The sequence below is a fragment of the Scandinavium manionii genome, from assembly GCF_024764775.1.
GTDB lineage: Bacteria > Pseudomonadota > Gammaproteobacteria > Enterobacterales > Enterobacteriaceae > Scandinavium > Scandinavium manionii.
This window is the reverse complement of sequence record NZ_JALIGC010000036.1, coordinates 312,819-333,125: the sequence shown is the minus strand read 5'-3', so window position 1 is coordinate 333,125 and position 20,307 is coordinate 312,819. Positions and strand designations below refer to the sequence as shown.

Sequence of the window (20,307 nt, the reverse complement as noted above, 5' to 3'; positions counted from 1 at the left end):
TTTTAACAATGCATTTACCCTCAGCGAACCGGCTGCTGAATGTGATCTCTCTCACTATATGAAAGCGCAATTATGGCGGTTCTGTGCTGAGTGGCTTTTTTATCGCAGAATAATGTTCTGCCGTGGTGGCTAAATCCCCCTGATGACACTGTTTTTCATCTGGCACGGTAATAGTGAAAAATCGAGGGTCAACATAAGGAAAAGTAATCACCGGAGTGGTGAATGAAATTGCAGTTATCTTGAGTGGTTATGCAATGGATGTGGCATGTCCGGAGCGTTTGATCCAGGTCAGCGCCGAAAGAGACTAAAAATGGCAGGCTTTGCACCTCTTCGAAAGGTGCGGTCTATCAGATTATGCAGTTACAGAAATTAGTCAATATGTTTGGTGGGGATCTTATGCGTCGCCATGGCGAAAAGGTGCATAAGCTGACCCTGCATGGCGGTTTTAGCTGCCCAAATCGCGATGGCACCATTGGCCGCGGCGGCTGCACTTTCTGTAATGTGGCGTCGTTTGCCGATGAGGCGCAGCAGCACCGCTCCATTGCGGATCAGCTGGCGCATCAGGCGCATTTGGTGAACCGCGCGAAACGTTATCTCGCGTATTTTCAGGCTTATACCAGCACTTTTGCGGAAGTGCAGGTGCTACGGTCGATGTATCAGCAGGCGGTCAGTCAGGCGAATATCGTCGGATTATGCGTGGGCACGCGTCCGGATTGCGTGCCCGAGGCGGTGCTGGATTTACTCTGTGAATATAAAGATATGGGCTACGAAGTGTGGCTTGAGCTCGGTTTGCAGAGCGCACAGGATAAAACCCTGCATCGCATCAATCGTGGGCATGATTTTGCCTGTTACCAGGCCACTACGCGTCTGGCACGCGAACGTGGGCTTAAAGTGTGTACGCATTTGATTGTCGGACTGCCGGGCGAAGGGCAGGCGGAGTGTATGCAGACGCTGGAAAACGTGGTCGAGACCGGCGTCGATGGCATTAAGCTGCATCCATTACACATCGTGACCGGCAGTATCATGGCGAAAGCCTGGCAAGCGGGTAGGCTGAAAGGCATTGAGCTGGATGAATACACCCAGACCGCAGGCGAAATGATACGCCACACGCCGCCGGACGTTGTCTATCACCGCATTTCCGCTAACGCACGTCGCCCGACGCTGCTTGCCCCGCTGTGGTGTGAGAACCGCTGGACCGGAATGCTGGAGCTGGACCGCTATCTTAACGAACATGGCGTGCAGGGCTCCGCGCTTGGCAAGCCTTTTATCCCTTTCCCCGACGCATAACCCCAATTCTCACCGCATTTTTCGCACAACCTTCAACGCGTTGCTCAGAATTGGGTATTATTGAGCGACGTTGTGGTGAAGGAAATTCCTATGAAGCAAATCCGAATGCTTGCGCAGTACTATGTCGACCTGATGATGAAGCTCGGCCTGGTACGCTTCTCGCTGCTGTTGGCGCTGGCTCTGGTGGTGTTAGCCATCGTGGTACAGATGGCGGTGACCATGGTGCTGCACGGCCAGGTTGAGAGTATTGATGTTATCCGCTCCATTTTCTTTGGGCTGTTGATCACGCCCTGGGCGGTTTATTTTCTCTCAGTGGTGGTCGAGCAACTGGAAGAATCTCGCCAGCGTCTTACGCGTTTGGTCGAAAAGCTGGAAGAGATGCGTGACCGCGACCTGAAGCTGAATGTGCAGTTGAAAGACAATATTGCGCAGCTTAATCAGGAAATCACCGATCGCGAAAAGGCGGAAGCTGAGCGTCAGACCACGCTGGAACAGCTGAAAATCGAAATGAAAGAGCGCGAACAGACGCAAATTCAGCTCGAGCAACAGTCGTCTTTCCTGCGTTCGTTCCTTGATGCCTCGCCGGACCTGGTGTTTTACCGCAATGAAGATAAAGAATTTTCTGGCTGTAACCGGGCGATGGAGTTGTTGACCGGGAAAAGCGAAAAGCAGCTGGTAAACCTCAAACCTCTTGACGTGTATTCCCCGGAAGCTGCAGCCAAAGTCATTGAAACCGATGAGAAAGTATTCCGCCACAATGTTTCGCTGACCTACGAACAGTGGCTGGATTATCCCGATGGCCGCAAAGCCTGCTTCGAAATTCGCAAAGTGCCGTATTACGACCGCGTCGGGAAGCGCCACGGTCTGATGGGCTTTGGGCGCGATATAACGGAACGTAAGCGCTATCAGGATGCCCTTGAACGCGCCAGCCGTGATAAGACCACCTTTATTTCTACCATCAGCCACGAACTGCGTACGCCGCTCAACGGCATCGTCGGCCTGAGCCGTATTCTGCTGGATACCGAATTGACATCTGAGCAGGAAAAATACCTGAAAACCATCCACGTTTCAGCGGTCACGCTGGGTAATATCTTCAACGATATTATCGATATGGATAAGATGGAACGGCGTAAAGTTCAGCTGGATAACCAGCCTATTGATTTCACCGGTTTCCTGGCTGACCTGGAAAACCTCTCGGGCTTGCAGGCGCAGCAAAAAGGACTGCGTTTCGTGATGGATCCCACGCTGCCATTGCCGCATAAAGTGATAACCGATGGCACCCGCCTGCGGCAGATCCTATGGAATCTGATCAGCAACGCGGTCAAATTTACCCAGCAGGGTAACGTGTCGGTTCGCGTGCGTTACGATGCAGGCGACATGCTGCGCTTCGAAGTGGAAGACTCCGGGATTGGCATCCCACAGGAAGAGCAGGACAAAATTTTCGCGATGTATTACCAGGTGAAAGACAGCCAGGGCGGAAAACCGGCAACGGGCACCGGGATTGGTCTGGCCGTTTCGCGTCGTCTGGCGAAGAGCATGGGCGGCGATATCACTGTTTCCAGCCAGCCAGGCAGCGGCTCAACCTTTACGCTAACCGTTCACGCGCCTGCAATCGCGGAAGAAGTGGAAGACACCCTTACCGACGATGATATGCCGTTACCCGCCCTGCATGTACTGCTGGTGGAAGACATTGAGCTGAACGTGATTGTGGCGCGTTCGGTGCTGGAAAAACTCGGTAACAGCGTAGATGTCGCGATGACGGGCAAAACCGCGCTGGAGATGTTCTCGCCTTCCGAATACGACCTGGTGTTACTGGATATTCAACTGCCGGACATGACCGGCCTGGATATCTCCCGCGAGCTGAAACAACGTTATCACGCCGACGAGCTGCCGCCGCTGGTGGCGCTGACAGCCAACGTGCTGAAGGACAAAAAAGAGTATCTGGATGCGGGAATGGACGACGTGCTGAGCAAGCCGCTGGCCGTTCCGGCATTGACCGCGATTATCCAAAAATTCTGGGATACCCCTGACGACGAGGAAAGCAGCGTGACCACGACCGACAGCAACAAATCAAGCAGCGTACTGGACACCGACATGCTCCAGCAGTACATCGATCTGGTGGGCCCGCAGCTCATCACCGACGGTCTGGCGGTGTTCGAGAAGATGATGCCGGGATATCTGGCGGTGCTGGAATCAAACCTGACCGCGCGCGACCAGAAAGGCATTGTTGAAGAAGGGCATAAAATCAAAGGCGCCGCGGGTTCGATTGGTTTACGCCATATTCAGCAGCTTGGGCAGCAGATTCAGTCTCCGGATCTTCCAGCCTGGTGGGATAACGTGGGTGAATGGGTCGAAGAGATGAAAACGGAATGGCAGCAGGATATCGCTACCCTGAAAGCATGGGTCGCAAGCCGATAAAAAATGACCCCGGTCAAGCCGGGGTGCGCGAATACTGCGCCAACACCAGGGAAAACGTGGCTGCGCCTCGATAGTTTTAAGAGTGTTGAACAGACGCGGCCTGAGAATTTGGGCTGCACGTTCATTAAGATAGCAAAACTTAAATTATTTGTTACGTAAATCAGTAAAATGTGTGAAGCATGGCGGTTAAATCAAAATAACTGATGGGCTTCATGCGGTTGCAAAAAGGAACGCAGGATGAAAAAAATTGGCGTAGTGCTGAGCGGTTGTGGCGTATATGACGGCAGCGAAATTCATGAAGCGGTCATCACGCTGTTGGCTATTGCTCGAAATGGCGCGCAGGCGGTCTGTTTTGCGCCAGATAAAAGCCAGTCTGATGTGATAAACCATTTAGATGGTGAATCAATGGCGGGTGAACGTAACGTTCTGCTGGAAGCGGCGCGGATCACGCGCGGTGACATTCAGCCGCTGGCGAGTGCGCGTGCCGATGAGCTTGATGCGCTGATTGTGCCCGGCGGATTTGGCGCGGCTAAAAACCTGAGTAACTTTGCTTCCCAGGGCAATGAGTGCGTGGTGGATGTGGATTTAAAAGCGCTGACACTGGCTCTGCATCAGGCGGGTAAGCCGCTCGGCTTTATGTGCATTGCCCCGGCGATGTTGCCGAAGATTTTTGATTTCCCTCTGCGCATTACCATCGGCACCGATATCGATACCGCCGAGGTGCTGGAAGCAATGGGTGCCGAACATGTGCCGTGCCCGGTAGACGATATCGTGGTGGATGAAGAGCACAAAGTCGTCACCACTCCGGCCTATATGCTGGCGCAGAATATAGCTGACGCGGCAACTGGCATTGAGAAGCTGGTGGCCCGCGTGATGGTGCTGTGCGAATGAGTCAGCGCCGTTCGCCGTTGGCCTGGATAAAGCGCATTCTGCTGCGGGTGATAATCACGCTCGCCGTTTTTTGGGGCGGGGGCATCGCGATTTTCAGCGTGCTACCGGTGCCATTTTCAGCAGTGATGGTGGAGCGCCAGCTCGGGGAAATGTTTAGCGGTAACTTTCACTATCTGGCTCATTCTGACTGGGTAAGCATGGATGAAATGACGCCGTGGATGGGACTCGCCGTCATCGCTGCGGAAGACCAGAAATTCCCGGACCATTGGGGATTTGATGTGTCTGCCATTGAGAAAGCGCTGGCCCATAACGAGCAGAATGAAAACCGCATTCGTGGCGCATCCACATTGTCGCAGCAGACCGCGAAAAATCTGTTCCTGTGGGATGGCAGAAGCTGGCTGCGTAAAGGGCTGGAAGCGGGTTTGACGGTGGGCATCGAAACCGTCTGGAGCAAAAAACGCATCCTGACCGTTTACCTGAATATTGCCGAATTTGGTGATGGGGTATTTGGCGTCGAAGCGGCTGCGCAGCGCTATTTCCATAAACCTGCCAGCAAATTGACGATGTCGGAAGCGGCGTTGCTTGCGGCGGTTCTGCCAAACCCTATTCGTTTTCGTGCTGATGCGCCATCAGGGTATGTTCGTAGCCGTCAGGCGTGGATCTTACGCCAGATGCGTCAGCTCGGTGGGGAAGGGTTTATGCGGGAAAATAAACTGTATTAAAGATTTTGCCCTCTCCTGCGGGAGAGGGCGTCAGACAGTCAGCGTAAACGCGGACTAATCTTCATCGAAACCGGCGTTAAACAGTGCGATCACCGCCGCCAGGGCTTCAGTTTCTTGCGGCCCGCTGGCTTCGATTTCAATCTGTCGGCCTTTGGCAGAATCCAGCATCAATAACGCGATAACGCTGCTGGCTTCGGCTTCGGTGCCTTCGTCATTGCGCAGCCACACTTCGGCATCATAATTCTGTACCAGCTCAAACAGCTTCATCGCCGGGCGGGCGTGCATCCCCAGCTTATTCGTGATTTCAACCGTGTGCTTTACGCTCATGTTTTCCGTTTTTCCAGCGTCCGATGACGAGACTGAACGTTCTTCCCGCGTGAGCGGAAGTAGTCAGCCAGCTGTTCGGCAATGTACACCGAACGATGTTTACCGCCGGTACAACCAATCGCGACCGTCAGATAGCTGCGGTTGTTGGTTTCCAGCATAGGTAACCATAGCTCAAGATAGCTGCGGGTCTGATAGATAAAATTGTGAACTTCTGTGTGACGATCGAGGAACGCGGCAACCGGTTTATCGAGGCCGGTCATAGGACGCAGTTTCGGGTCCCAGTGCGGGTTTGGCAGGAAACGCACGTCGAACACGTAATCGGCATCGATAGGGATCCCGTGCTTAAAGCCGAAGGATTCAAACACCATCGTCAGTTCGCGTTCACGCTTGCCAAGCAGGCGCGTACGCAGCATTTCAGCCAGTTCATGCACCGACATTTCTGACGTGTCGACAATCAGGTCAGCACGGGAACGCAGCGGTTCCAGTAAATCGCTTTCCTTATCGATTGCGCTTTCCAGCGACAGATTTTTGCTGGAAAGAGGGTGCAGACGGCGTGTATCGCTATAGCGGCGGATCAGCGTGTTGCGATCGGCATCAAGGAACAACAGTTGCGGAGAGAATGCATCAGGCAAATTGTCCATTGCCTGTTCAAAAATCTCCGGAGATTCCGGCATGTTACGCACATCAATGCTGACCGCGGCAGAAATTTGTCGGTCAGCAAGGCTTTTCGCCAGTTCGGGCAACAGCACGACGGGCAGGTTATCCACACAGTAAAAGCCCATGTCTTCCAGCGCACGCAGGGCGACAGATTTACCTGAGCCCGAGCGACCGCTGACAATCATCAGTACCATCAGTCGTTTCTCCTTAAGACAACCGAGTTACCGTTAGGCATCTTCATCACCGTTATCGTCGCTGGTGATAATTTCATACAGTTCCTGATCGCTCTGTGCGCTACGCAACCGGCGGCAGATGGCTTTGTCTGCCAGACGCTTCGCCACCAGTGAAAGGGTGTGCAAATGCGTTTTGGTCTGATCGGCAGGCACCAGCAGGGCGAACAGCAGATCAACCGGCTGGTTATCAATCGCATCAAAGGCGATCGGTGTTTCGAGCTGCACGAAAACGCCGACGGCACGCAGAGTATCTTCTTCCAGCTTGCCGTGAGGAATGGCGATGCCGTTGCCGATACCGGTACTGCCCATCTTTTCACGGGTCAGAATAGCTTCGAATACCACCTGTGACGGTAAGCCAAGCTGTTTTGCGGCCAGTTCGCTGATGATTTCCAGCGCACGCTTTTTACTCTGGCAGTGAACTGCACTGCGGGTACATTCCTGGTTAAGGACATTGCTCAATTGCAGAGCGGAATCATTGTTCATCATAATTTCACCTGCGTGCCGCCCAACCCGAACAACCGGGTCAGGCGTACGCCCGGACAATTAGTGTTGTTTCAGTTTATCTTTATGTTTGGTCAGCTGTCTTGCCAGCTTATCGATAAGACCGTCTATTGCGGCATACATATCCTGCCCTTCCGCACTGGCATGAATTTCGCCCCCGTTAACATGCAGGGTGGCATCCGAGATATGAGTCACCTTTTCCACTTTTAACACAATATAGACTTGATTGATCCGTTCGAAAAACTGCTCAAGCTTCGCGAATTTGGTGTTCAAAAATTCACGCAGTGCGTCAGTGATTTCGACATTGTGTCCTGTGATATTGAGCTGCATAGTGTCTTCCTTATCGGTTGTGTCAGACCAGCTGTTTACGCTGGTTTGACGGCGGAATGGATAAAGACTCTCGGTACTTTGCAACGGTGCGGCGTGCCACCATGATACCCTGTTCGGACAGCATGGTAGTCAGCTTACTGTCACTCAGTGGTTTCGCGGGATTTTCCGCGGCAATTAACTTCCTCACCAGTGCGCGAATGGCCGTGGACGACGCTTCGCCGCCGCCTTCGGTATTCACATGGCTGGAGAAGAAATACTTAAGCTCAAAAATGCCCCGTGGGCTGTGCAGATACTTTTGCGTGGTAACGCGTGAAATCGTTGATTCATGCATTTCGACGGCCTGGGCAATATCAGCCAGCACCATCGGTTTCATGAACTCTTCGCCCTGATCAAAGAACGCCTGCTGCTGTTCGACGATGCAGCGGCTCACCCGCAGTAGCGTGTCATTGCGGCTTTCCAGGCTTTTAATCAGCCATTTGGCTTCCTGTAGGTTGCTGCGAATAAATTGGCTGTCGGCGTCGTTGCGCGTGGTGCTGCACATGCCAGCGTAATGCTGATTGATTTGCAGGCGCGGGATACTGTCGGAATTGAGTTCAACTGCCCAACGGCCGCTGATTTTACGCACCAGCACATCGGGGATGACGTATTCTGGTTCGCCGGTCTGAATCGACTGACCCGGACGCGGATCCAGAGACTGAATCAACGACACGGCTTCTTTCAGCACATCCTCTTTGAGGCGAGTGACGCGCATCAGGGAACGGAAGTCATGGTTGGCCAGCAGGGGGAGATGATCGCTGATAATCGTTTTGGCTTCCGTTAGCCACGGCGTCTCTTTGGCAAACTGGGAGAGCTGGATCAACAGGCAGTCGCGAAGATCTTTTGCGGCCACGCCGATCGGATCAAAGCGCTGGATGCGTTTCAGCACCGCTTCGACTTCATCGAGATCGAGCTCTTCGTCGCCGATGCTTTCGAGGATCTCTTCCAGCGATGCGGTGAGGTAGCCGGTGTCGTCAACCGCGTTCACGATCGACGTGGCTATCGCGCGGTCGGTATCGGAAAACGGCGTCAGCCCAACCTGCCACATCAGATAGTCCTGAAGTGACTGCGTCGTTTCGCCCTGGTAGACCGGCAGTTCGTCATCCTGATAATCGGTGCCGGTACCGGACGGCGTGCCTGCGGTATAGATTTCATCCCAGCTGGCGTCGAGCGGAAGCTCATCGGGCATTTCTTTCTGCTCGAGGGCATCAACCGTATCAAATGTGTCGTTATCGGTTTCTTCTTGTGAATCGACTTCCTCGTGAAGGTCGGTTTGCTCAAGCAGGGGATTACTCTCCAGCGCTTGCTGAAGTTCCTGTTGCAGCTCGAGCGTAGAAAGCTGTAACAGACGAATAGCCTGTTGCAGTTGCGGCGTCATGGCGAGCTGTTGGCTGAGCCTTAATTGCAAACCTTGCTTCATAATCAGGGCAAATTTCTCCGGCCAGAATGTCTGTATTCACTACCCTATCAGAGTCTGAAGTCTTCCCCAAGATACACGCGCTTAACATGCTCGTCCTGGAGGATTTGTTCCGGCGTACCGTGAGCAATCAGATGCCCCTGGCTCACGATGTAAGCGCGTTCGCAGACTGCTAACGTTTCGCGAACGTTATGGTCAGTAATCAGCACGCCGAGGCCGCTGTCGCGCAGGTGTTCGATAATACGCTTGATGTCGATAACCGAAATGGGGTCAACGCCCGCAAAAGGTTCATCCAGCAGAATAAATTTAGGATTAGCTGCAAGCGCGCGGGCGATTTCTACACGACGGCGTTCACCGCCTGAGAGCGCCTGACCGAGGTTGTCGCGCAGATGCTCAATGTGAAACTCTTCCATCAGCTCGTTTGCACGGTCAACGCGCTGCTCGTTGCTCAAATCGTCACGGATTTGCAGCACCGCCATCAGGTTATCAAACACGCTCAGACGGCGGAAAATGGAGGCTTCCTGCGGCAGATAGCCAATACCCCGACGGGCACGGGCATGCAGTGGCAGCATACTGATATCGTCATCATCAATGATGATGTTACCCGCATCGCGGGACACAATGCCGACCACCATGTAGAACGTGGTGGTTTTACCCGCCCCGTTCGGGCCCAGCAGGCCGACGATTTCGCCGGAATTCACCGTCAGGCTAACGTCTTCAACGACCCGACGTCCCTTATAGGCTTTCGCAAGATTCTTTGCTGTTAAAGTTGCCATAACGTATTAGTTACTCTTTTTAGGCTGAGCCGGTGTGGTGTTGTTGCTCTTATCTTGCAACTGCGATGGCACCAGAACCGTCGTCACGCGTTTACCTTTTTCGCTATACGCCTGCATTTTCTGCTCTTTCACCAGATAGGTAATCTTGTCGCCTTTAATGTTGCTGTCGACCTGCTCGAGATACGCGTTGCCAGTCAGCACGACAAGATCATTAGCCACTTCGTAGTGCATTTTCGACGCATGGCCGTTAACTGGTTTGCCGTTGTCCTGCATCTGGTAAAACGTAGCCGGGTTACCGTAGCCATCCATCGTCTCTTTGCCTTTAACACCGGCTGGGCGAGTGACCACCACTTTGTCGGCATTAATTTTGATGGTGCCCTGGGTGACGATAACGTTGCCGGTGAACGTCGCAACGTTACCCTGCATGTCCAGAGACTGTTGATCGGATTCAATGTGGATCGGCTGATCGGTATCACCCGTTAAGGCCAGCGCAGGCAGGCTGGATGCCAGCAACACGCTGGCAAGGGCAAGCTTAAAGCTGAATTTATTATTTCTGAATTTCATAGGAGGTTCTCACCTTTTCAATCAGCTCGGCGTTTTTGCTGCGTAAGTTGCCGCGCATTTTGAGGCCGCTGGAATTAAATGTTGTACCGTACAACGTCACCAAATCGTCCGAACTCACGTCCTGAGTCACCAGATTCACAATGGCGTTATCCGTCGTAACTTTGCGCAGTTGAGAGTCGTCCGTCAGGGCGTTGATCTCAACGTGACCGTACAGATACAGCATACGGTCATTGGTCAGTTTGGCCTTGTCAGCCTTGATAGACCAGGTCGGCACTTTATTTACATCAAAAGTGGTCAGAACCGGTCGGGTAAACCACGAAACGGCCTGCTCGGAGAAATACTCGACATGTTCTGAAATCAACCGGTAGGTCAACGCCCCTTCTGGGTTGTAGACCACGGAGTCGGTATGCTCGCTTTTATAAGTCGGGTCGTTATTGTTGACGACCGCCGGACCTGTGTCGTCTTTGTCCACCAGATTGAAGCCGATAAGCACCAGCGCCAGCAGCGAAAGCAGAATGATAACCCAACGTCTGGTTTTACTCATATTGATTGCCCTTTGGCTTCATCCAGCTTGCCCTGAGCCAGCAGCAACAAATCGCACACTTCACGGACGGCACCACGGCCTCCGGCGATACGCGTGACATAATCCGCGCGCGGTGGCAGCAGGGGATGTGCGTCTGAAACCGCAACGCTCAGCCCCACCTCGGCCATCACCGGCCAGTCGATTAGGTCATCACCGACGTAGGCGACTTCATCCGGACGCAGGGACAGGGTTTCCAGTAATTCACGATACGCAATCAGCTTATCGGACTGTCCTTGCCACAGATGTGTAATTCCCAGCGTTTTGCAGCGGTCTTCTACCAGTTTAGCTTTTCGTCCGGTGATGATTGCAACTTCTATGCCTGACGTCAGCGCACAGCGAATGCCGTAGCCGTCGCGCACGTTAAAGGCTTTCAGTTCTTCGCCGTTATTGCCCATGTATATCAGCCCATCAGACAGCACGCCGTCTACATCAAGGATCAGCAGACGAATTTTCTGCGCTTTCTCCATGACCTCTGAACTGACTGGTCCATAGCAGGTCGTTACCGACGCGCCAGCATTACTCATTGTTTTTTCCTTACTTACACTACGCCAGCGCGCAGGAGATCATGCATATGTATCACACCCAGCAGATGGTCGCCATCGGCAACCATGACGCAGGTGATATGACGAGACTGCATTAGATTCAGTGCATCAACGGCCAGAATCCCTGGTCGGACACGAATGCCGCCACGGGTCATCACATCCGCGATGTTCATATCGCGAACGTCAACGCCCATATCAAACACCCGACGCAAGTCACCATCGGTGAAAATGCCTTCGATTTTCATCTGATCGTCGCAGATAACCGTCAGACCGAGATTTTTGCGTGTGATTTCCAGCAGCGCGTCGCGCAGGGAAGCATCAGGGCTGACGTGCGGAATTTCATCGCCGGTGTGCATGATGTCGTTTACGCGCAGCAGTAACTTACGGCCCAGCGCGCCACCCGGATGTGAAAGGGCAAAATCTTCGGCGGTAAAGCCGCGTGCTTTGAGCAGCGCAACCGCCAGCGCATCACCCATGACCAGGGCCGCGGTGGTGCTCGACGTTGGCGCGAGGCCCAGCGGACAGGCTTCTTTCGGTACGCTGACGCACAAATGGATATCCGCAGCCTTGCCCATGCTACTTTCCGGGCGGCTGGTCATGCAGATAAGCGGCACATGCAGGCGTTTGAGCACCGGGATCAGCGCCAGAATTTCGTTGGACTCACCGGAGTTGGATAACGCGATGACGACATCCTGCGGCGAGACCATACCGAGGTCGCCGTGAGCGGCTTCACCAGGATGAACAAAGAACGACGGCGTGCCGGTGCTGGCAAATGTTGCCGCCAATTTACGACCAATATGCCCGGACTTACCCATGCCCATCACCACGACTTTACCGCCGCAGTAGGCTATTTTTTCGCAGGCGAGGGCGAAATCCTGATTGATAAACTGATCGAGCTGCGCCAGACCTTCACGTTCAATCTCCAGCACGTCGAGGCCTGCCTGCTGAAAGTCAAAACCCGGCTGCAAATCTATTTGCGACATAATGTTATCCCGATTCACTCTGCGAAAAACGGCGTGCCCCACCAAAGGAACGCCAGCCAAACAAGAAAGCACCCGGTCAGTATTGCCCCGGCACCTTTGCCAATTTGTGGTTTACGGCGCCAGCACAGTAGGGCAAAAATCATGCTGGCCAGCACCATCACACCGTAATCACGACTAAACGCCAGCGGATTAAACGGCCCCGGCGCGACCAGCGCAGGAATACCCATCACGATGGCGATATTGAAAATATTGGAGCCTATGATATTGCCAATGGCGATATCGTCCTCTCCTTTACGTGCCCCGGCGATGGCAGTGGCAAGCTCTGGCAGACTGGTGCCAATGGCAATCACCGTCAGACCGATGGTCAGCTCGCTCATCGCGAAGTAGTTCGCCAACACGGTGGCGTTATCCACCACCATGCGCGTGGCCATTGGCATAATGATTAAGGCAACACCGAGCCATAAGCAGGCGACGGGCAGCGTCCCTTCGCGGGGCAATTCTGCCAATTGTTCACGCGTCAGGCTGTCATTTCCCTGCCGTTCCGCCAGGCGGGCGATTTTAACAATATAAAACAGCCACAGCACAGCCAATGCGAACAGAAATAAGCCATCTATCCTTGTTAACTGCCCATCATACAGCACAAAACCCGCTAACAGGCTTACGACTAACATTAGCGGCAATTCCCGACGCAGGATATCGGAATGGACGGTAAACGAATGCAGCAACGCGGCCAGGCCAAGGATCAGCAAAATGTTAATGATGTTTGAGCCGATCGCGGTGCCAATAGCGAGATCAATTTGTCCGTGAAAAGATGCGGTTACGGATACGATTATCTCTGGAAGCGAGGTGCCAACGCTAACGACCGTCATGCCGATAATCAGCGGCGGGATGTTCATGCTGCGGCATAGAATCGAGGCGGCAAAAACGAGACGATCGGCACTGTAGACCACCAGAAGTAAACCAATTATTAACAGAGCCGTCGCTAAAAGCATCTAAAGTCCTTTCTTCAGGTATAATCGTCAGCCGCTTTGCACCACCTGCATGGCGCGGACGAATTCTTAATTTTGACTTTATGCGTTGAAAAAGTAAAACAAATGCCTGCTTTCGCTAACTGTGGCAGGTAAGATTCTGTAAAAATGATGGGTTAGGGGCGTCAAATCGCGCCATGCTTAACCCGAAGAGGTTTTTCCAGGGATAAACCTATGACCCAGACACTGGATAATTTAGTCGAAGTTCGCGGCGTGAGCTTCACGCGTAGCTCCCGAAGTATCTTCGACAACATCTCGCTGTCGGTGCCTCGCGGTAAAATTACGGCCATCATGGGACCGTCAGGGATCGGTAAGACCACGCTGCTGCGTTTGATTGGCGGACAGATACCGCCTGACAGCGGTGAGATTCTGTTCGATGGCGAAGATGTGCCAAAAATGTCTCGCTCACGACTGTACGCCGTGCGTAAGCGCATGAGCATGCTGTTCCAGTCGGGTGCGCTGTTCACCGACCTGAACGTTTTCGATAACGTTGCCTACCCGCTGCGTGAACACACGCGCCTGCCTGCACCGCTGCTGAAAAGCACGGTGATGATGAAACTGGAAGCTGTGGGGTTGCGCGGGGCTGCTAAACTGATGCCTTCTGAGCTGTCCGGCGGGATGGCGCGCCGCGCCGCACTGGCGCGAGCCATTGCCCTCGAGCCGGATTTGATCATGTTTGATGAGCCCTTCGTGGGCCAGGATCCGATCACCATGGGTGTACTGGTCAAGCTGATTTCTGAGCTCAACAGTTCGCTGGGTGTCACCTGCGTCGTGGTTTCCCACGACGTCCCGGAAGTGCTGAGTATCGCCGACTACGCCTATATCGTGGCGGACCGAAAAATTGTCGCTCACGGCAGCGCACAGTCGCTACAGGAAAACAGCGATCCGCGCGTGCGCCAGTTCCTGGATGGCATTGCTGATGGCCCGGTGCCATTCCGCTATCCGGCGGGCGATTATCATCACGATTTATTCGGAACAGGGAGTTAGTTGCTCATGCTGTTAAATGCACTGGCTGCGCTCGGGCATCGGGGGATTAAGACAATCTCGACTTTCGGACGTGCCGGGTTAATGTTGTTCAATGCGGTGGTTGGCAAGCCTGAGCTCCGTAAACATGCCCCTTTATTAGTACGCCAGCTTTATAGCGTGGGCGTGCTGTCGATGCTGATAATCATCGTCTCGGGCGTGTTTATTGGAATGGTGCTGGGTTTACAAGGTTATCTGGTGCTAACCACCTACAGTGCAGAAACCAGTCTCGGTATGCTGGTGGCGTTATCGCTGCTGCGTGAACTGGGGCCGGTCGTAGCCGCACTGCTCTTTGCCGGGCGCGCCGGTTCTGCGCTGACCGCCGAAATTGGCCTGATGCGCGCGACTGAACAGCTTTCCAGTATGGAAATGATGGCGGTCGACCCGCTGCGACGCGTAATTGCTCCACGCTTCTGGGCGGGCGTAATTTCGCTGCCGCTGCTGACGATTATTTTTGTCGCCGTCGGTATTTGGGGCGGATCGCTGGTTGGCGTGAGCTGGAAAGGGATCGATGCGGGCTTCTTCTGGTCGGCGATGCAAAACGCCGTTGACTGGCGTACGGACCTGGTGAACTGCGTGATTAAAAGCGTGGTATTTGCCATTACGGTGACGTGGATTGCATTGTTCAACGGTTACGATGCGATCCCCACTTCCGCAGGGATCAGCCGCGCAACGACGCGCACCGTGGTGCATTCGTCGTTAGCGGTACTGGGGCTGGATTTTGTGCTGACTGCACTGATGTTTGGGAATTGAGTTCATGCAAACGAAAAAAAGTGAAATCTGGGTAGGTATTTTTATTCTGGTGGCTTTTCTGGCGGCGCTGTTCGTATGCCTGAAAGCAGCGGACGTGACCTCTTTACGCACGGAACCGACCTATCAGGTTTATGCCACCTTCGATAATATCGGCGGCCTGAAAGCCCGCTCTCCGGTCCGTATCGGCGGGGTGGTGATTGGTCGTGTGGCTGATATTTCGCTGGACCCGAAGACCTATCTTCCACGTGTTACGCTGGATATCGAAGAACAGTACAACCAGATCCCGGATACCAGTTCGCTGGCTATCCGTACCTCCGGTCTGCTGGGCGAGCAGTATCTCGCGCTGAATGTCGGTTTTGATGATCCGGAAATGGGCACGTCGATGCTTAAAGAAGGCAGCACGATTCAGGATACGAAATCTGCGCTGGTACTGGAGGACCTGATTGGTCAGTTCCTCTATAGCAACAAAGGCGGAGAAAATAAGAATTCAGACGAAGCGCAAAACCCGGCGGAAGACCATACTGACGCTACGGCGCCTGCTGCAACGACGCACTAATCTCAGGAGAATTAACCCATGTTTAAACGCTTACTTATGGTTGCCATGCTGGTCATTGCCCCACTGACGGCGGCCACGGCGGCGGATCAATCCAACCCGTATACTCTGATGAACGAGGCGGCTCAGAAAACCTTTACCCGCCTCAAAAATGAACAGTCTCAGATTCGTTCCAATCCTGACTATTTGCGTCAGATTGTTGATCAGGAATTGCTGCCGTATGTGCAGGTGAAATACGCGGGTGCGCTGGTTTTAGGCCGCTACTACCGTGATGCAACCCCGGCACAGCGTGAAGCATACTTTGCCGCGTTCCATGAGTATCTGAAGCAGGCTTATGGCCAGGCGCTGGCGATGTACCACGGTCAGACCTATCAGATTGCCCCAGAGAAACCGCTTGGCGATGCCACCATTCTGCCTATCCGTGTCACAATCGTTGACCCGAACGGTCGTCCACCGGTTCGCCTCGACTTCCAGTGGCGTAAAAACACCCAAACGGGTAACTGGCAGGCGTTTGACATGATTGCTGAAGGCGTCAGCATGATCACCACCAAACAAAATGAGTGGAGCGATCTGCTGCGTACTAAAGGTATTGATGGTCTGACCTCTCAGCTGCAGGCGATTTCTAAACAGCCGATTACGCTGGAACAGAAAAAATAATGACCGACTCATTACGCTGGACGCGTGAAGGCGGACGACTGTTATTGCAGGGGGAATTAGATCAGGATTTTCTGGTTCCACTCTGGGACGCGCGAAAAGAGGTGATGCAGGGCGTCGAGACCATCGACCTGAGCGAGATAACCCGCGTGGATACAGCCGGTGTGGCGCTGCTGATGCATCTGGTCGCACAGGTTCGCCAGCAGGGTTCTGCTGTCAGCATCGTTGGCAAAAGTGAAAAGATGAACACCCTTGTTCAACTTTATAATCTGCCGCCCGATCTGATCCCCTAAATTATTCAATGTATTACTCTTAAAAGCCTCTACGTTTTGTGCGTCGGGGCTTTTTGCTTGTTTAAGACAGCGGCACTTTCCTCTAAGATGTTGGGCTGTTTTCACTATCAGATGAAATTATCCCATGGAAAATCATGAAATTCAGACAGTGCTTATGAACGCACTCTCCCTTCAGGAAGTCCACGTCTCTGGCGATGGCAGTCACTTTCAGGTTATTGCCGTGGGCGAACTGTTTGCGGGAATGAGTCGGGTAAAAAAACAGCAGTCCATCTATGCTCCACTGATGGAATATATTGCTGATAACCGAATTCATGCCCTGTCGATCAAGGCGTATACCCCAGAAGAGTGGGCACGCGATCGCAAACTTAACGGTTTTATGTAACGGGTAACCGCCCGTTACACAGGTGAATTTTAAAAGAGATTTGAACGAATGGATAAATTTCGTGTACAGGGGCCTTCACGTCTCCAGGGCGAAGTGAGCATCTCCGGTGCCAAAAATGCGGCACTGCCGATCCTTTTCGCAGCACTGCTGGCTGAAGAGCCGGTTGAGATTAAAAACGTACCGCAGCTGAAAGATATCGACACTACCATGAAGCTGCTGAGCCAGCTGGGAACCAAAGTTGAGCGTAACGGCTCCGTGTGGATTGATGCCAGCGACGTTAACGTGTTCTGCGCCCCTTACGAGCTGGTGAAAACCATGCGCGCGTCCATTTGGGCACTGGGTCCGCTGGTGGCACGTTTTGGTCAGGGTCAGGTTTCTTTGCCTGGTGGTTGTGCTATCGGTGCACGTCCTGTTGACCTGCATATAACCGGCCTTGAGCAACTGGGTGCAGAGATCAAACTGGAAGAAGGTTACGTCAAAGCGTCTGTGAACGGTCGCCTGAAAGGCGCGCACATCGTGATGGATAAAGTGAGCGTCGGTGCCACTGTAACCATCATGAGCGCCGCAACGCTTGCTGAAGGCACGACTATCATCGAGAACGCCGCACGTGAGCCGGAAATCTTTGATACCGCCAACTTCCTCAATGCTCTGGGTGCGAAAATCACCGGTCAGGGTAGCGATCGTATCACTATCGAAGGCGTTAAGCGTTTGGGCGGCGGCGTTTACAGCGTTCTGCCTGACCGTATCGAAACCGGCACTTTCCTCGTGGCTGCGGCCATTTCAGGCGGAAAAATTGTTTGTCGCGACGCACAGCCGGATACGCTGGATGCGGTGCTGGCAAAACTGCGTGAAGCGGGTGCGGATATCGAAGTCGGTGAAGACTGGATTAGCCTCGACATGCACGGTAAGCGTCCAAAGGCGGTGAATGTGCGTACTGCGCCGCACCCGGGCTTCCCGACTGATATGCAGGCCCAGTTCACCCTGCTGAACCTGGTCGCTGAAGGTACTGGTGTTGTAACCGAAACCATTTTCGAAAATCGCTTCATGCACCTGCCGGAACTGATCCGCATGGGCGCGCATGCTGAAATCGAAAGCAACACGGCGATTTGTCACGGTGTGGAGAAACTGTCTGGGGCGCAGGTCATGGCGACCGATCTGCGAGCGTCTGCAAGCCTGGTGCTGGCAGGTTGTATCGCGGAAGGCACGACCATCGTGGAGCGTATTTACCACATTGACCGTGGTTACGAGCGTATCGAGGACAAACTTCGTGCGCTGGGCGCCACCATCGAGCGTATCAAAGGCGAATAATTTCGCTTCCTGCTAAGGCATCCCCGCGTCAGCAAGACTCGGGGTGCTTATCGGTTTTACTTCTTCTTCGGCTGTCTTATCTGCTGCGTTCTGTCGATAAATTCATGCGTGATTCTATCGTGGTAACGCGATGGCCAGATAATCCACGGTTCGGTGCCTAATGCCGCCGCAATGATGGCTTCCCCTTTTGGCCAGGGGCGGGTGAGGGCATTTGCCAGCGTTGACGAGCTCAGTCCATTTTTGCGGGACTCCGCTGCCAGTGATGTTCCTTTTTTACGCAATCCGGCAATGATATCTGCAGGATGCCAGTCGATGAATTTATCCATACTTTCTCCCTGTTGATAAACAAACCACCATCGCCTGGTGGCTGCATTACTATAACGCTGAAAGCGATTAAGTTCTAAAAAGTTCAAGTAAGAGAAGGTGACATTCGGATTAAATCAAGGTGGTGGGGCAGTGGATGATTTTATTAGAACTTTCCCGCGCAGTGCGCGGGAGGGGATCAGTGGTCGCGCTGAACAGCAATATGGGCGAGGGCGATGAGTGCTTCGCGCCATGGGGTATCAGGCAGGCATTGCAGAGACTGGATTGCTTTATCGGCTTCTTCTTCGGCGCGCTGACGGGTCCATTCCAGCGAGCCACTGGCAGCCATCGCTTCAAGAACGGGTTCCAGTAAATGCCGTCCGTTGCCGTCCTCAATTGCCTGGCGAATCATCGCCGCTTGTTCCGGCGTACCGTTGCGCATGGCGTGCAGCAGAGGCAGCGTCGGCTTGCCTTCGTTCAGGTCATCGCCCACGTTTTTACCGAGCGTCTCACCGTCGGCGCTGTAATCGAGGAGATCGTCAATCAACTGGAAAGCGGTACCAAGGTAGCGTCCGTAATCCTGAAGACCTTTTTCCTGCTCATCGGAACAGCCAGCCAGAAGGCCGGAGCACTGAGAGGCCGCTTCGAACAGGCGCGCAGTTTTGCTGTAAATCACGCGCATATAGTTTTCTTCGGTGATGTTCGGGTCGTTGACGTTCATCAACTGCAGAACTTCACCTTCCGCAATGACGTTCACCGCCGAGGACATCACCTCAAGAATTTTGAGCGACCCCAAACTGGTCATCATCTGGAACGCGCGGGTATAGATAAAGTCGCCTACCAGAACGCTGGCTGCGTTGCCAAATGCGGCGTTGGCCGTGGCTTTGCCTCGGCGCATGTCGGATTCATCCACCACGTCGTCGTGCAGCAACGTCGCTGTGTGAATAAACTCAATTAGCGCTGCGATGGTGACGTGAGCGTTCCCCTGATAGCCGACAGCTCGCGCTGCCAGTACCGCGATCATTGGACGAATGCGTTTTCCGCCTCCGCTGACGATGTAATACCCTAACTGATTGATCAGTTGGACGTCAGAATCGAGTTGTTCAAGGATTGCCGCATTGACACCCGCCATATCTTGCGCGGTTAACTCATTGATTTTTTCTAAATTCATCGCAAAAGCCGGGCTTTATGTCCTGTTTACCGCTTATCCATAAGGGATAACGAAGAGTCTGGGTTACAATTGTAGCCCTGATTGTACTGAAAAAACGACGCAGATAAACGTCACCGTGTGCGTTGTGTTTTTTTTCTGCATTGATTGATGATCCCACTTGTCAAAGGCTCATGTTTTGCGTAATATTCGCGCCCTATTGTGAATATTTATAGCGCACTCTGAATCACACGAAGATGTGCGCGGAAGCGGAGTTTTATATGTACGCGGTTTTCCAAAGTGGTGGTAAACAACACCGAGTAAGCGAAGGTCAGACCATTCGCCTGGAAAAGCTGGACATCGCAACCGGCGAAGCTGTTGAGTTCGCTGAAGTGCTGATGATCGCAAACGGTGAAGAAGTCAAAATCGGCGTTCCTTTCGTTGATGGCGGCGTAATCAAAGCTGAAGTTGTTGCACACGGTCGTGGCGAGAAAATTAAGATTGTTAAGTTTCGTCGTCGTAAGCACTACCGTAAGCAGCAAGGCCATCGTCAGTGGTTCACTGATGTGAAAATTACTGGCATCAGCGCCTAAGAC

Annotated in this window: 25 protein-coding genes; 12 read left to right on the top strand and 13 right to left on the bottom strand. The window is 53.3% G+C overall.

Features of this window, described 5'->3' with window-relative positions:
- The first annotated feature begins 354 nt into the window (after positions 1 to 354).
- The 4 genes from mnmL (at position 355) to mtgA (ending at position 5,318) form a co-directional block, all read left to right on the top strand.
- Positions 355 to 1,287 (top strand): tRNA modification radical SAM protein MnmL/YtqA, encoded by a 933-nt coding sequence (mnmL, locus tag MUU51_RS09500; RefSeq protein WP_159772282.1) that lies wholly within the window; start codon positions 355 to 357, stop codon positions 1,285 to 1,287.
- 90 nt (positions 1,288 to 1,377) lie between these two features.
- Positions 1,378 to 3,705: an aerobic respiration two-component sensor histidine kinase ArcB gene (gene arcB, locus MUU51_RS09495; protein WP_258967657.1), complete on the top strand. Its 2,328-nt coding sequence runs from the start codon at positions 1,378 to 1,380 to the stop codon at positions 3,703 to 3,705.
- 237 nt (positions 3,706 to 3,942) lie between these two features.
- Positions 3,943 to 4,596, top strand: coding sequence for an isoprenoid biosynthesis glyoxalase ElbB (gene elbB / locus MUU51_RS09490; protein ID WP_159772276.1), 654 nt, complete (start codon positions 3,943 to 3,945; stop codon positions 4,594 to 4,596).
- Positions 4,593 to 5,318, top strand: a complete 726-nt coding sequence (gene mtgA, locus MUU51_RS09485; RefSeq protein WP_258967656.1) for a monofunctional biosynthetic peptidoglycan transglycosylase — start codon at positions 4,593 to 4,595, stop codon at positions 5,316 to 5,318. The genes elbB and mtgA overlap by 4 nt, the downstream gene beginning before the upstream one ends.
- A 54-nt stretch (positions 5,319 to 5,372) precedes the next feature.
- Here the strand turns inward: mtgA and npr are convergent, their stop codons facing one another.
- From npr to MUU51_RS09430, 11 genes are read right to left on the bottom strand one after another with little or no spacing between them, the layout of a single operon-like run.
- A complete protein-coding gene (npr, locus tag MUU51_RS09480) occupies positions 5,373 to 5,645 on the bottom strand; it encodes a PTS phosphocarrier protein NPr (RefSeq protein WP_110510588.1) in 273 nt (90 codons plus the stop codon).
- On the bottom strand, positions 5,642 to 6,496 hold the full coding sequence (gene rapZ / locus MUU51_RS09475) for an RNase adapter RapZ (protein ID WP_159772270.1): 855 nt from the start codon (positions 6,494 to 6,496) through the stop codon (positions 5,642 to 5,644). The genes npr and rapZ overlap by 4 nt, the downstream gene beginning before the upstream one ends.
- Before the next feature lie 33 nt (positions 6,497 to 6,529).
- Positions 6,530 to 7,021 carry a PTS IIA-like nitrogen regulatory protein PtsN gene (gene ptsN, locus MUU51_RS09470; protein ID WP_159772267.1) on the bottom strand — a complete coding sequence of 164 codons (492 nt, stop codon included), beginning with the start codon at positions 7,019 to 7,021 and terminating at the stop codon, positions 6,530 to 6,532.
- A gap of 57 nt (positions 7,022 to 7,078) precedes the next feature.
- Positions 7,079 to 7,366 (bottom strand): ribosome hibernation promoting factor, encoded by a 288-nt coding sequence (gene hpf / locus MUU51_RS09465; RefSeq protein ID WP_159760271.1) that lies wholly within the window; start codon positions 7,364 to 7,366, stop codon positions 7,079 to 7,081.
- Between the two features lie 22 nt (positions 7,367 to 7,388).
- On the bottom strand, positions 7,389 to 8,822 hold the full coding sequence (rpoN, locus tag MUU51_RS09460) for an RNA polymerase factor sigma-54 (protein WP_159772265.1): 1,434 nt from the start codon (positions 8,820 to 8,822) through the stop codon (positions 7,389 to 7,391).
- A 47-nt stretch (positions 8,823 to 8,869) separates the two neighbouring features.
- On the bottom strand, positions 8,870 to 9,595 hold the full coding sequence (gene lptB, locus MUU51_RS09455) for an LPS export ABC transporter ATP-binding protein (protein ID WP_110510583.1): 726 nt from the start codon (positions 9,593 to 9,595) through the stop codon (positions 8,870 to 8,872).
- Between the two features lie 6 nt (positions 9,596 to 9,601).
- A complete protein-coding gene (gene lptA, locus MUU51_RS09450) occupies positions 9,602 to 10,159 on the bottom strand; it encodes a lipopolysaccharide ABC transporter substrate-binding protein LptA (RefSeq protein ID WP_159772262.1) in 558 nt (185 codons plus the stop codon).
- A complete protein-coding gene (gene lptC / locus MUU51_RS09445; protein ID WP_159772259.1) occupies positions 10,143 to 10,703 on the bottom strand; it encodes an LPS export ABC transporter periplasmic protein LptC in 561 nt (186 codons plus the stop codon). The genes lptA and lptC overlap by 17 nt, the downstream gene beginning before the upstream one ends.
- Entirely contained in the window at positions 10,700 to 11,266 is a 567-nt protein-coding gene (gene kdsC / locus MUU51_RS09440) for a 3-deoxy-manno-octulosonate-8-phosphatase KdsC (RefSeq protein WP_258967655.1), read from the bottom strand. Before kdsC ends, lptC begins: the two co-directional genes overlap by 4 nt.
- A gap of 14 nt (positions 11,267 to 11,280) precedes the next feature.
- A complete protein-coding gene (kdsD, locus tag MUU51_RS09435; protein WP_159772254.1) occupies positions 11,281 to 12,267 on the bottom strand; it encodes an arabinose-5-phosphate isomerase KdsD in 987 nt (328 codons plus the stop codon).
- A 14-nt stretch (positions 12,268 to 12,281) separates the two neighbouring features.
- Positions 12,282 to 13,259, bottom strand: coding sequence for a calcium/sodium antiporter (locus tag MUU51_RS09430; RefSeq protein ID WP_159772251.1), 978 nt, complete (start codon positions 13,257 to 13,259; stop codon positions 12,282 to 12,284).
- A 210-nt stretch (positions 13,260 to 13,469) separates the two neighbouring features.
- Here MUU51_RS09430 and mlaF point away from each other — a divergent pair, with 210 nt between their 5' ends.
- The 7 genes from mlaF to murA all read left to right on the top strand — a co-directional run bounded on the left by mlaF (position 13,470) and on the right by murA (position 18,261).
- Positions 13,470 to 14,282: a phospholipid ABC transporter ATP-binding protein MlaF gene (mlaF, locus tag MUU51_RS09425; protein ID WP_159772248.1), complete on the top strand. Its 813-nt coding sequence runs from the start codon at positions 13,470 to 13,472 to the stop codon at positions 14,280 to 14,282.
- A 6-nt stretch (positions 14,283 to 14,288) separates the two neighbouring features.
- On the top strand, positions 14,289 to 15,071 hold the full coding sequence (gene mlaE, locus MUU51_RS09420) for a lipid asymmetry maintenance ABC transporter permease subunit MlaE (protein ID WP_258967654.1): 783 nt from the start codon (positions 14,289 to 14,291) through the stop codon (positions 15,069 to 15,071).
- Between the two features lie 4 nt (positions 15,072 to 15,075).
- Positions 15,076 to 15,627 (top strand): outer membrane lipid asymmetry maintenance protein MlaD, encoded by a 552-nt coding sequence (gene mlaD / locus MUU51_RS09415; protein ID WP_159772242.1) that lies wholly within the window; start codon positions 15,076 to 15,078, stop codon positions 15,625 to 15,627.
- Positions 15,628 to 15,645: 18 nt separating this feature from the next.
- Positions 15,646 to 16,281, top strand: a complete 636-nt coding sequence (mlaC, locus tag MUU51_RS09410; RefSeq protein ID WP_159772239.1) for a phospholipid-binding protein MlaC — start codon at positions 15,646 to 15,648, stop codon at positions 16,279 to 16,281.
- Positions 16,281 to 16,571 carry a lipid asymmetry maintenance protein MlaB gene (gene mlaB, locus MUU51_RS09405; protein ID WP_159772236.1) on the top strand — a complete coding sequence of 97 codons (291 nt, stop codon included), beginning with the start codon at positions 16,281 to 16,283 and terminating at the stop codon, positions 16,569 to 16,571. The genes mlaC and mlaB overlap by 1 nt, the downstream gene beginning before the upstream one ends.
- 124 nt (positions 16,572 to 16,695) lie before the next feature.
- The gene (gene ibaG, locus MUU51_RS09400; protein WP_159772233.1) at positions 16,696 to 16,953 is read left to right on the top strand and encodes a BolA family iron metabolism protein IbaG; all 258 of its coding nucleotides are present in this window, start codon (positions 16,696 to 16,698) and stop codon (positions 16,951 to 16,953) included.
- A gap of 48 nt (positions 16,954 to 17,001) precedes the next feature.
- Positions 17,002 to 18,261 carry a UDP-N-acetylglucosamine 1-carboxyvinyltransferase gene (gene murA / locus MUU51_RS09395; protein WP_258967653.1) on the top strand — a complete coding sequence of 420 codons (1,260 nt, stop codon included), beginning with the start codon at positions 17,002 to 17,004 and terminating at the stop codon, positions 18,259 to 18,261.
- 56 nt (positions 18,262 to 18,317) lie between these two features.
- Here the strand turns inward: murA and sfsB are convergent, their stop codons facing one another.
- Entirely contained in the window at positions 18,318 to 18,587 is a 270-nt protein-coding gene (gene sfsB, locus MUU51_RS09390; RefSeq protein ID WP_159772227.1) for a DNA-binding transcriptional regulator SfsB, read from the bottom strand.
- Positions 18,588 to 18,763: 176 nt separating this feature from the next.
- Complete coding sequence (gene ispB / locus MUU51_RS09385) at positions 18,764 to 19,735, bottom strand: octaprenyl diphosphate synthase (RefSeq protein WP_110510571.1); 972 nt, start codon at positions 19,733 to 19,735, stop codon at positions 18,764 to 18,766.
- Positions 19,736 to 19,992: 257 nt separating this feature from the next.
- Between ispB and rplU the strand changes: the two genes are divergently transcribed.
- The gene (gene rplU, locus MUU51_RS09380) at positions 19,993 to 20,304 is read left to right on the top strand and encodes a 50S ribosomal protein L21 (protein ID WP_110510647.1); all 312 of its coding nucleotides are present in this window, start codon (positions 19,993 to 19,995) and stop codon (positions 20,302 to 20,304) included.
- Positions 20,305 to 20,307 lie beyond the last annotated feature (3 nt).

Excerpts from the sequence above, each read along its gene's own strand:
- mlaD (WP_159772242.1), top strand. The coding sequence starts at position 15,076 with ATGCAAACGAAAAAAAGTGAAATCTGGGTAGGTATTTTTATTCTGGTG.
- kdsD (WP_159772254.1), bottom strand. The coding sequence starts at position 12,267 with ATGTCGCAAATAGATTTGCAGCCGGGTTTTGACTTTCAGCAGGCAGGC.
- npr (WP_110510588.1), bottom strand. The coding sequence starts at position 5,645 with ATGAGCGTAAAGCACACGGTTGAAATCACGAATAAGCTGGGGATGCAC.
- mlaC (WP_159772239.1), top strand. The coding sequence starts at position 15,646 with ATGTTTAAACGCTTACTTATGGTTGCCATGCTGGTCATTGCCCCACTG.
- mlaB (WP_159772236.1), top strand. The coding sequence starts at position 16,281 with ATGACCGACTCATTACGCTGGACGCGTGAAGGCGGACGACTGTTATTG.
- MUU51_RS09430 (WP_159772251.1), bottom strand. The coding sequence starts at position 13,259 with ATGCTTTTAGCGACGGCTCTGTTAATAATTGGTTTACTTCTGGTGGTC.
- mlaF (WP_159772248.1), top strand. The coding sequence starts at position 13,470 with ATGACCCAGACACTGGATAATTTAGTCGAAGTTCGCGGCGTGAGCTTC.
- rplU (WP_110510647.1), top strand. The coding sequence starts at position 19,993 with ATGTACGCGGTTTTCCAAAGTGGTGGTAAACAACACCGAGTAAGCGAA.
- rpoN (WP_159772265.1), bottom strand. The coding sequence starts at position 8,822 with ATGAAGCAAGGTTTGCAATTAAGGCTCAGCCAACAGCTCGCCATGACG.
- ptsN (WP_159772267.1), bottom strand. The coding sequence starts at position 7,021 with ATGATGAACAATGATTCCGCTCTGCAATTGAGCAATGTCCTTAACCAG.
- lptA (WP_159772262.1), bottom strand. The coding sequence starts at position 10,159 with ATGAAATTCAGAAATAATAAATTCAGCTTTAAGCTTGCCCTTGCCAGC.
- ibaG (WP_159772233.1), top strand. The coding sequence starts at position 16,696 with ATGGAAAATCATGAAATTCAGACAGTGCTTATGAACGCACTCTCCCTT.
- rapZ (WP_159772270.1), bottom strand. The coding sequence starts at position 6,496 with ATGGTACTGATGATTGTCAGCGGTCGCTCGGGCTCAGGTAAATCTGTC.
- kdsC (WP_258967655.1), bottom strand. The coding sequence starts at position 11,266 with ATGAGTAATGCTGGCGCGTCGGTAACGACCTGCTATGGACCAGTCAGT.
- sfsB (WP_159772227.1), bottom strand. The coding sequence starts at position 18,587 with ATGGATAAATTCATCGACTGGCATCCTGCAGATATCATTGCCGGATTG.
- mnmL (WP_159772282.1), top strand. The coding sequence starts at position 355 with ATGCAGTTACAGAAATTAGTCAATATGTTTGGTGGGGATCTTATGCGT.
- lptC (WP_159772259.1), bottom strand. The coding sequence starts at position 10,703 with ATGAGTAAAACCAGACGTTGGGTTATCATTCTGCTTTCGCTGCTGGCG.
- arcB (WP_258967657.1), top strand. The coding sequence starts at position 1,378 with ATGAAGCAAATCCGAATGCTTGCGCAGTACTATGTCGACCTGATGATG.
- hpf (WP_159760271.1), bottom strand. The coding sequence starts at position 7,366 with ATGCAGCTCAATATCACAGGACACAATGTCGAAATCACTGACGCACTG.
- murA (WP_258967653.1), top strand. The coding sequence starts at position 17,002 with ATGGATAAATTTCGTGTACAGGGGCCTTCACGTCTCCAGGGCGAAGTG.
- ispB (WP_110510571.1), bottom strand. The coding sequence starts at position 19,735 with ATGAATTTAGAAAAAATCAATGAGTTAACCGCGCAAGATATGGCGGGT.
- mlaE (WP_258967654.1), top strand. The coding sequence starts at position 14,289 with ATGCTGTTAAATGCACTGGCTGCGCTCGGGCATCGGGGGATTAAGACA.
- mtgA (WP_258967656.1), top strand. The coding sequence starts at position 4,593 with ATGAGTCAGCGCCGTTCGCCGTTGGCCTGGATAAAGCGCATTCTGCTG.
- lptB (WP_110510583.1), bottom strand. The coding sequence starts at position 9,595 with ATGGCAACTTTAACAGCAAAGAATCTTGCGAAAGCCTATAAGGGACGT.
- elbB (WP_159772276.1), top strand. The coding sequence starts at position 3,943 with ATGAAAAAAATTGGCGTAGTGCTGAGCGGTTGTGGCGTATATGACGGC.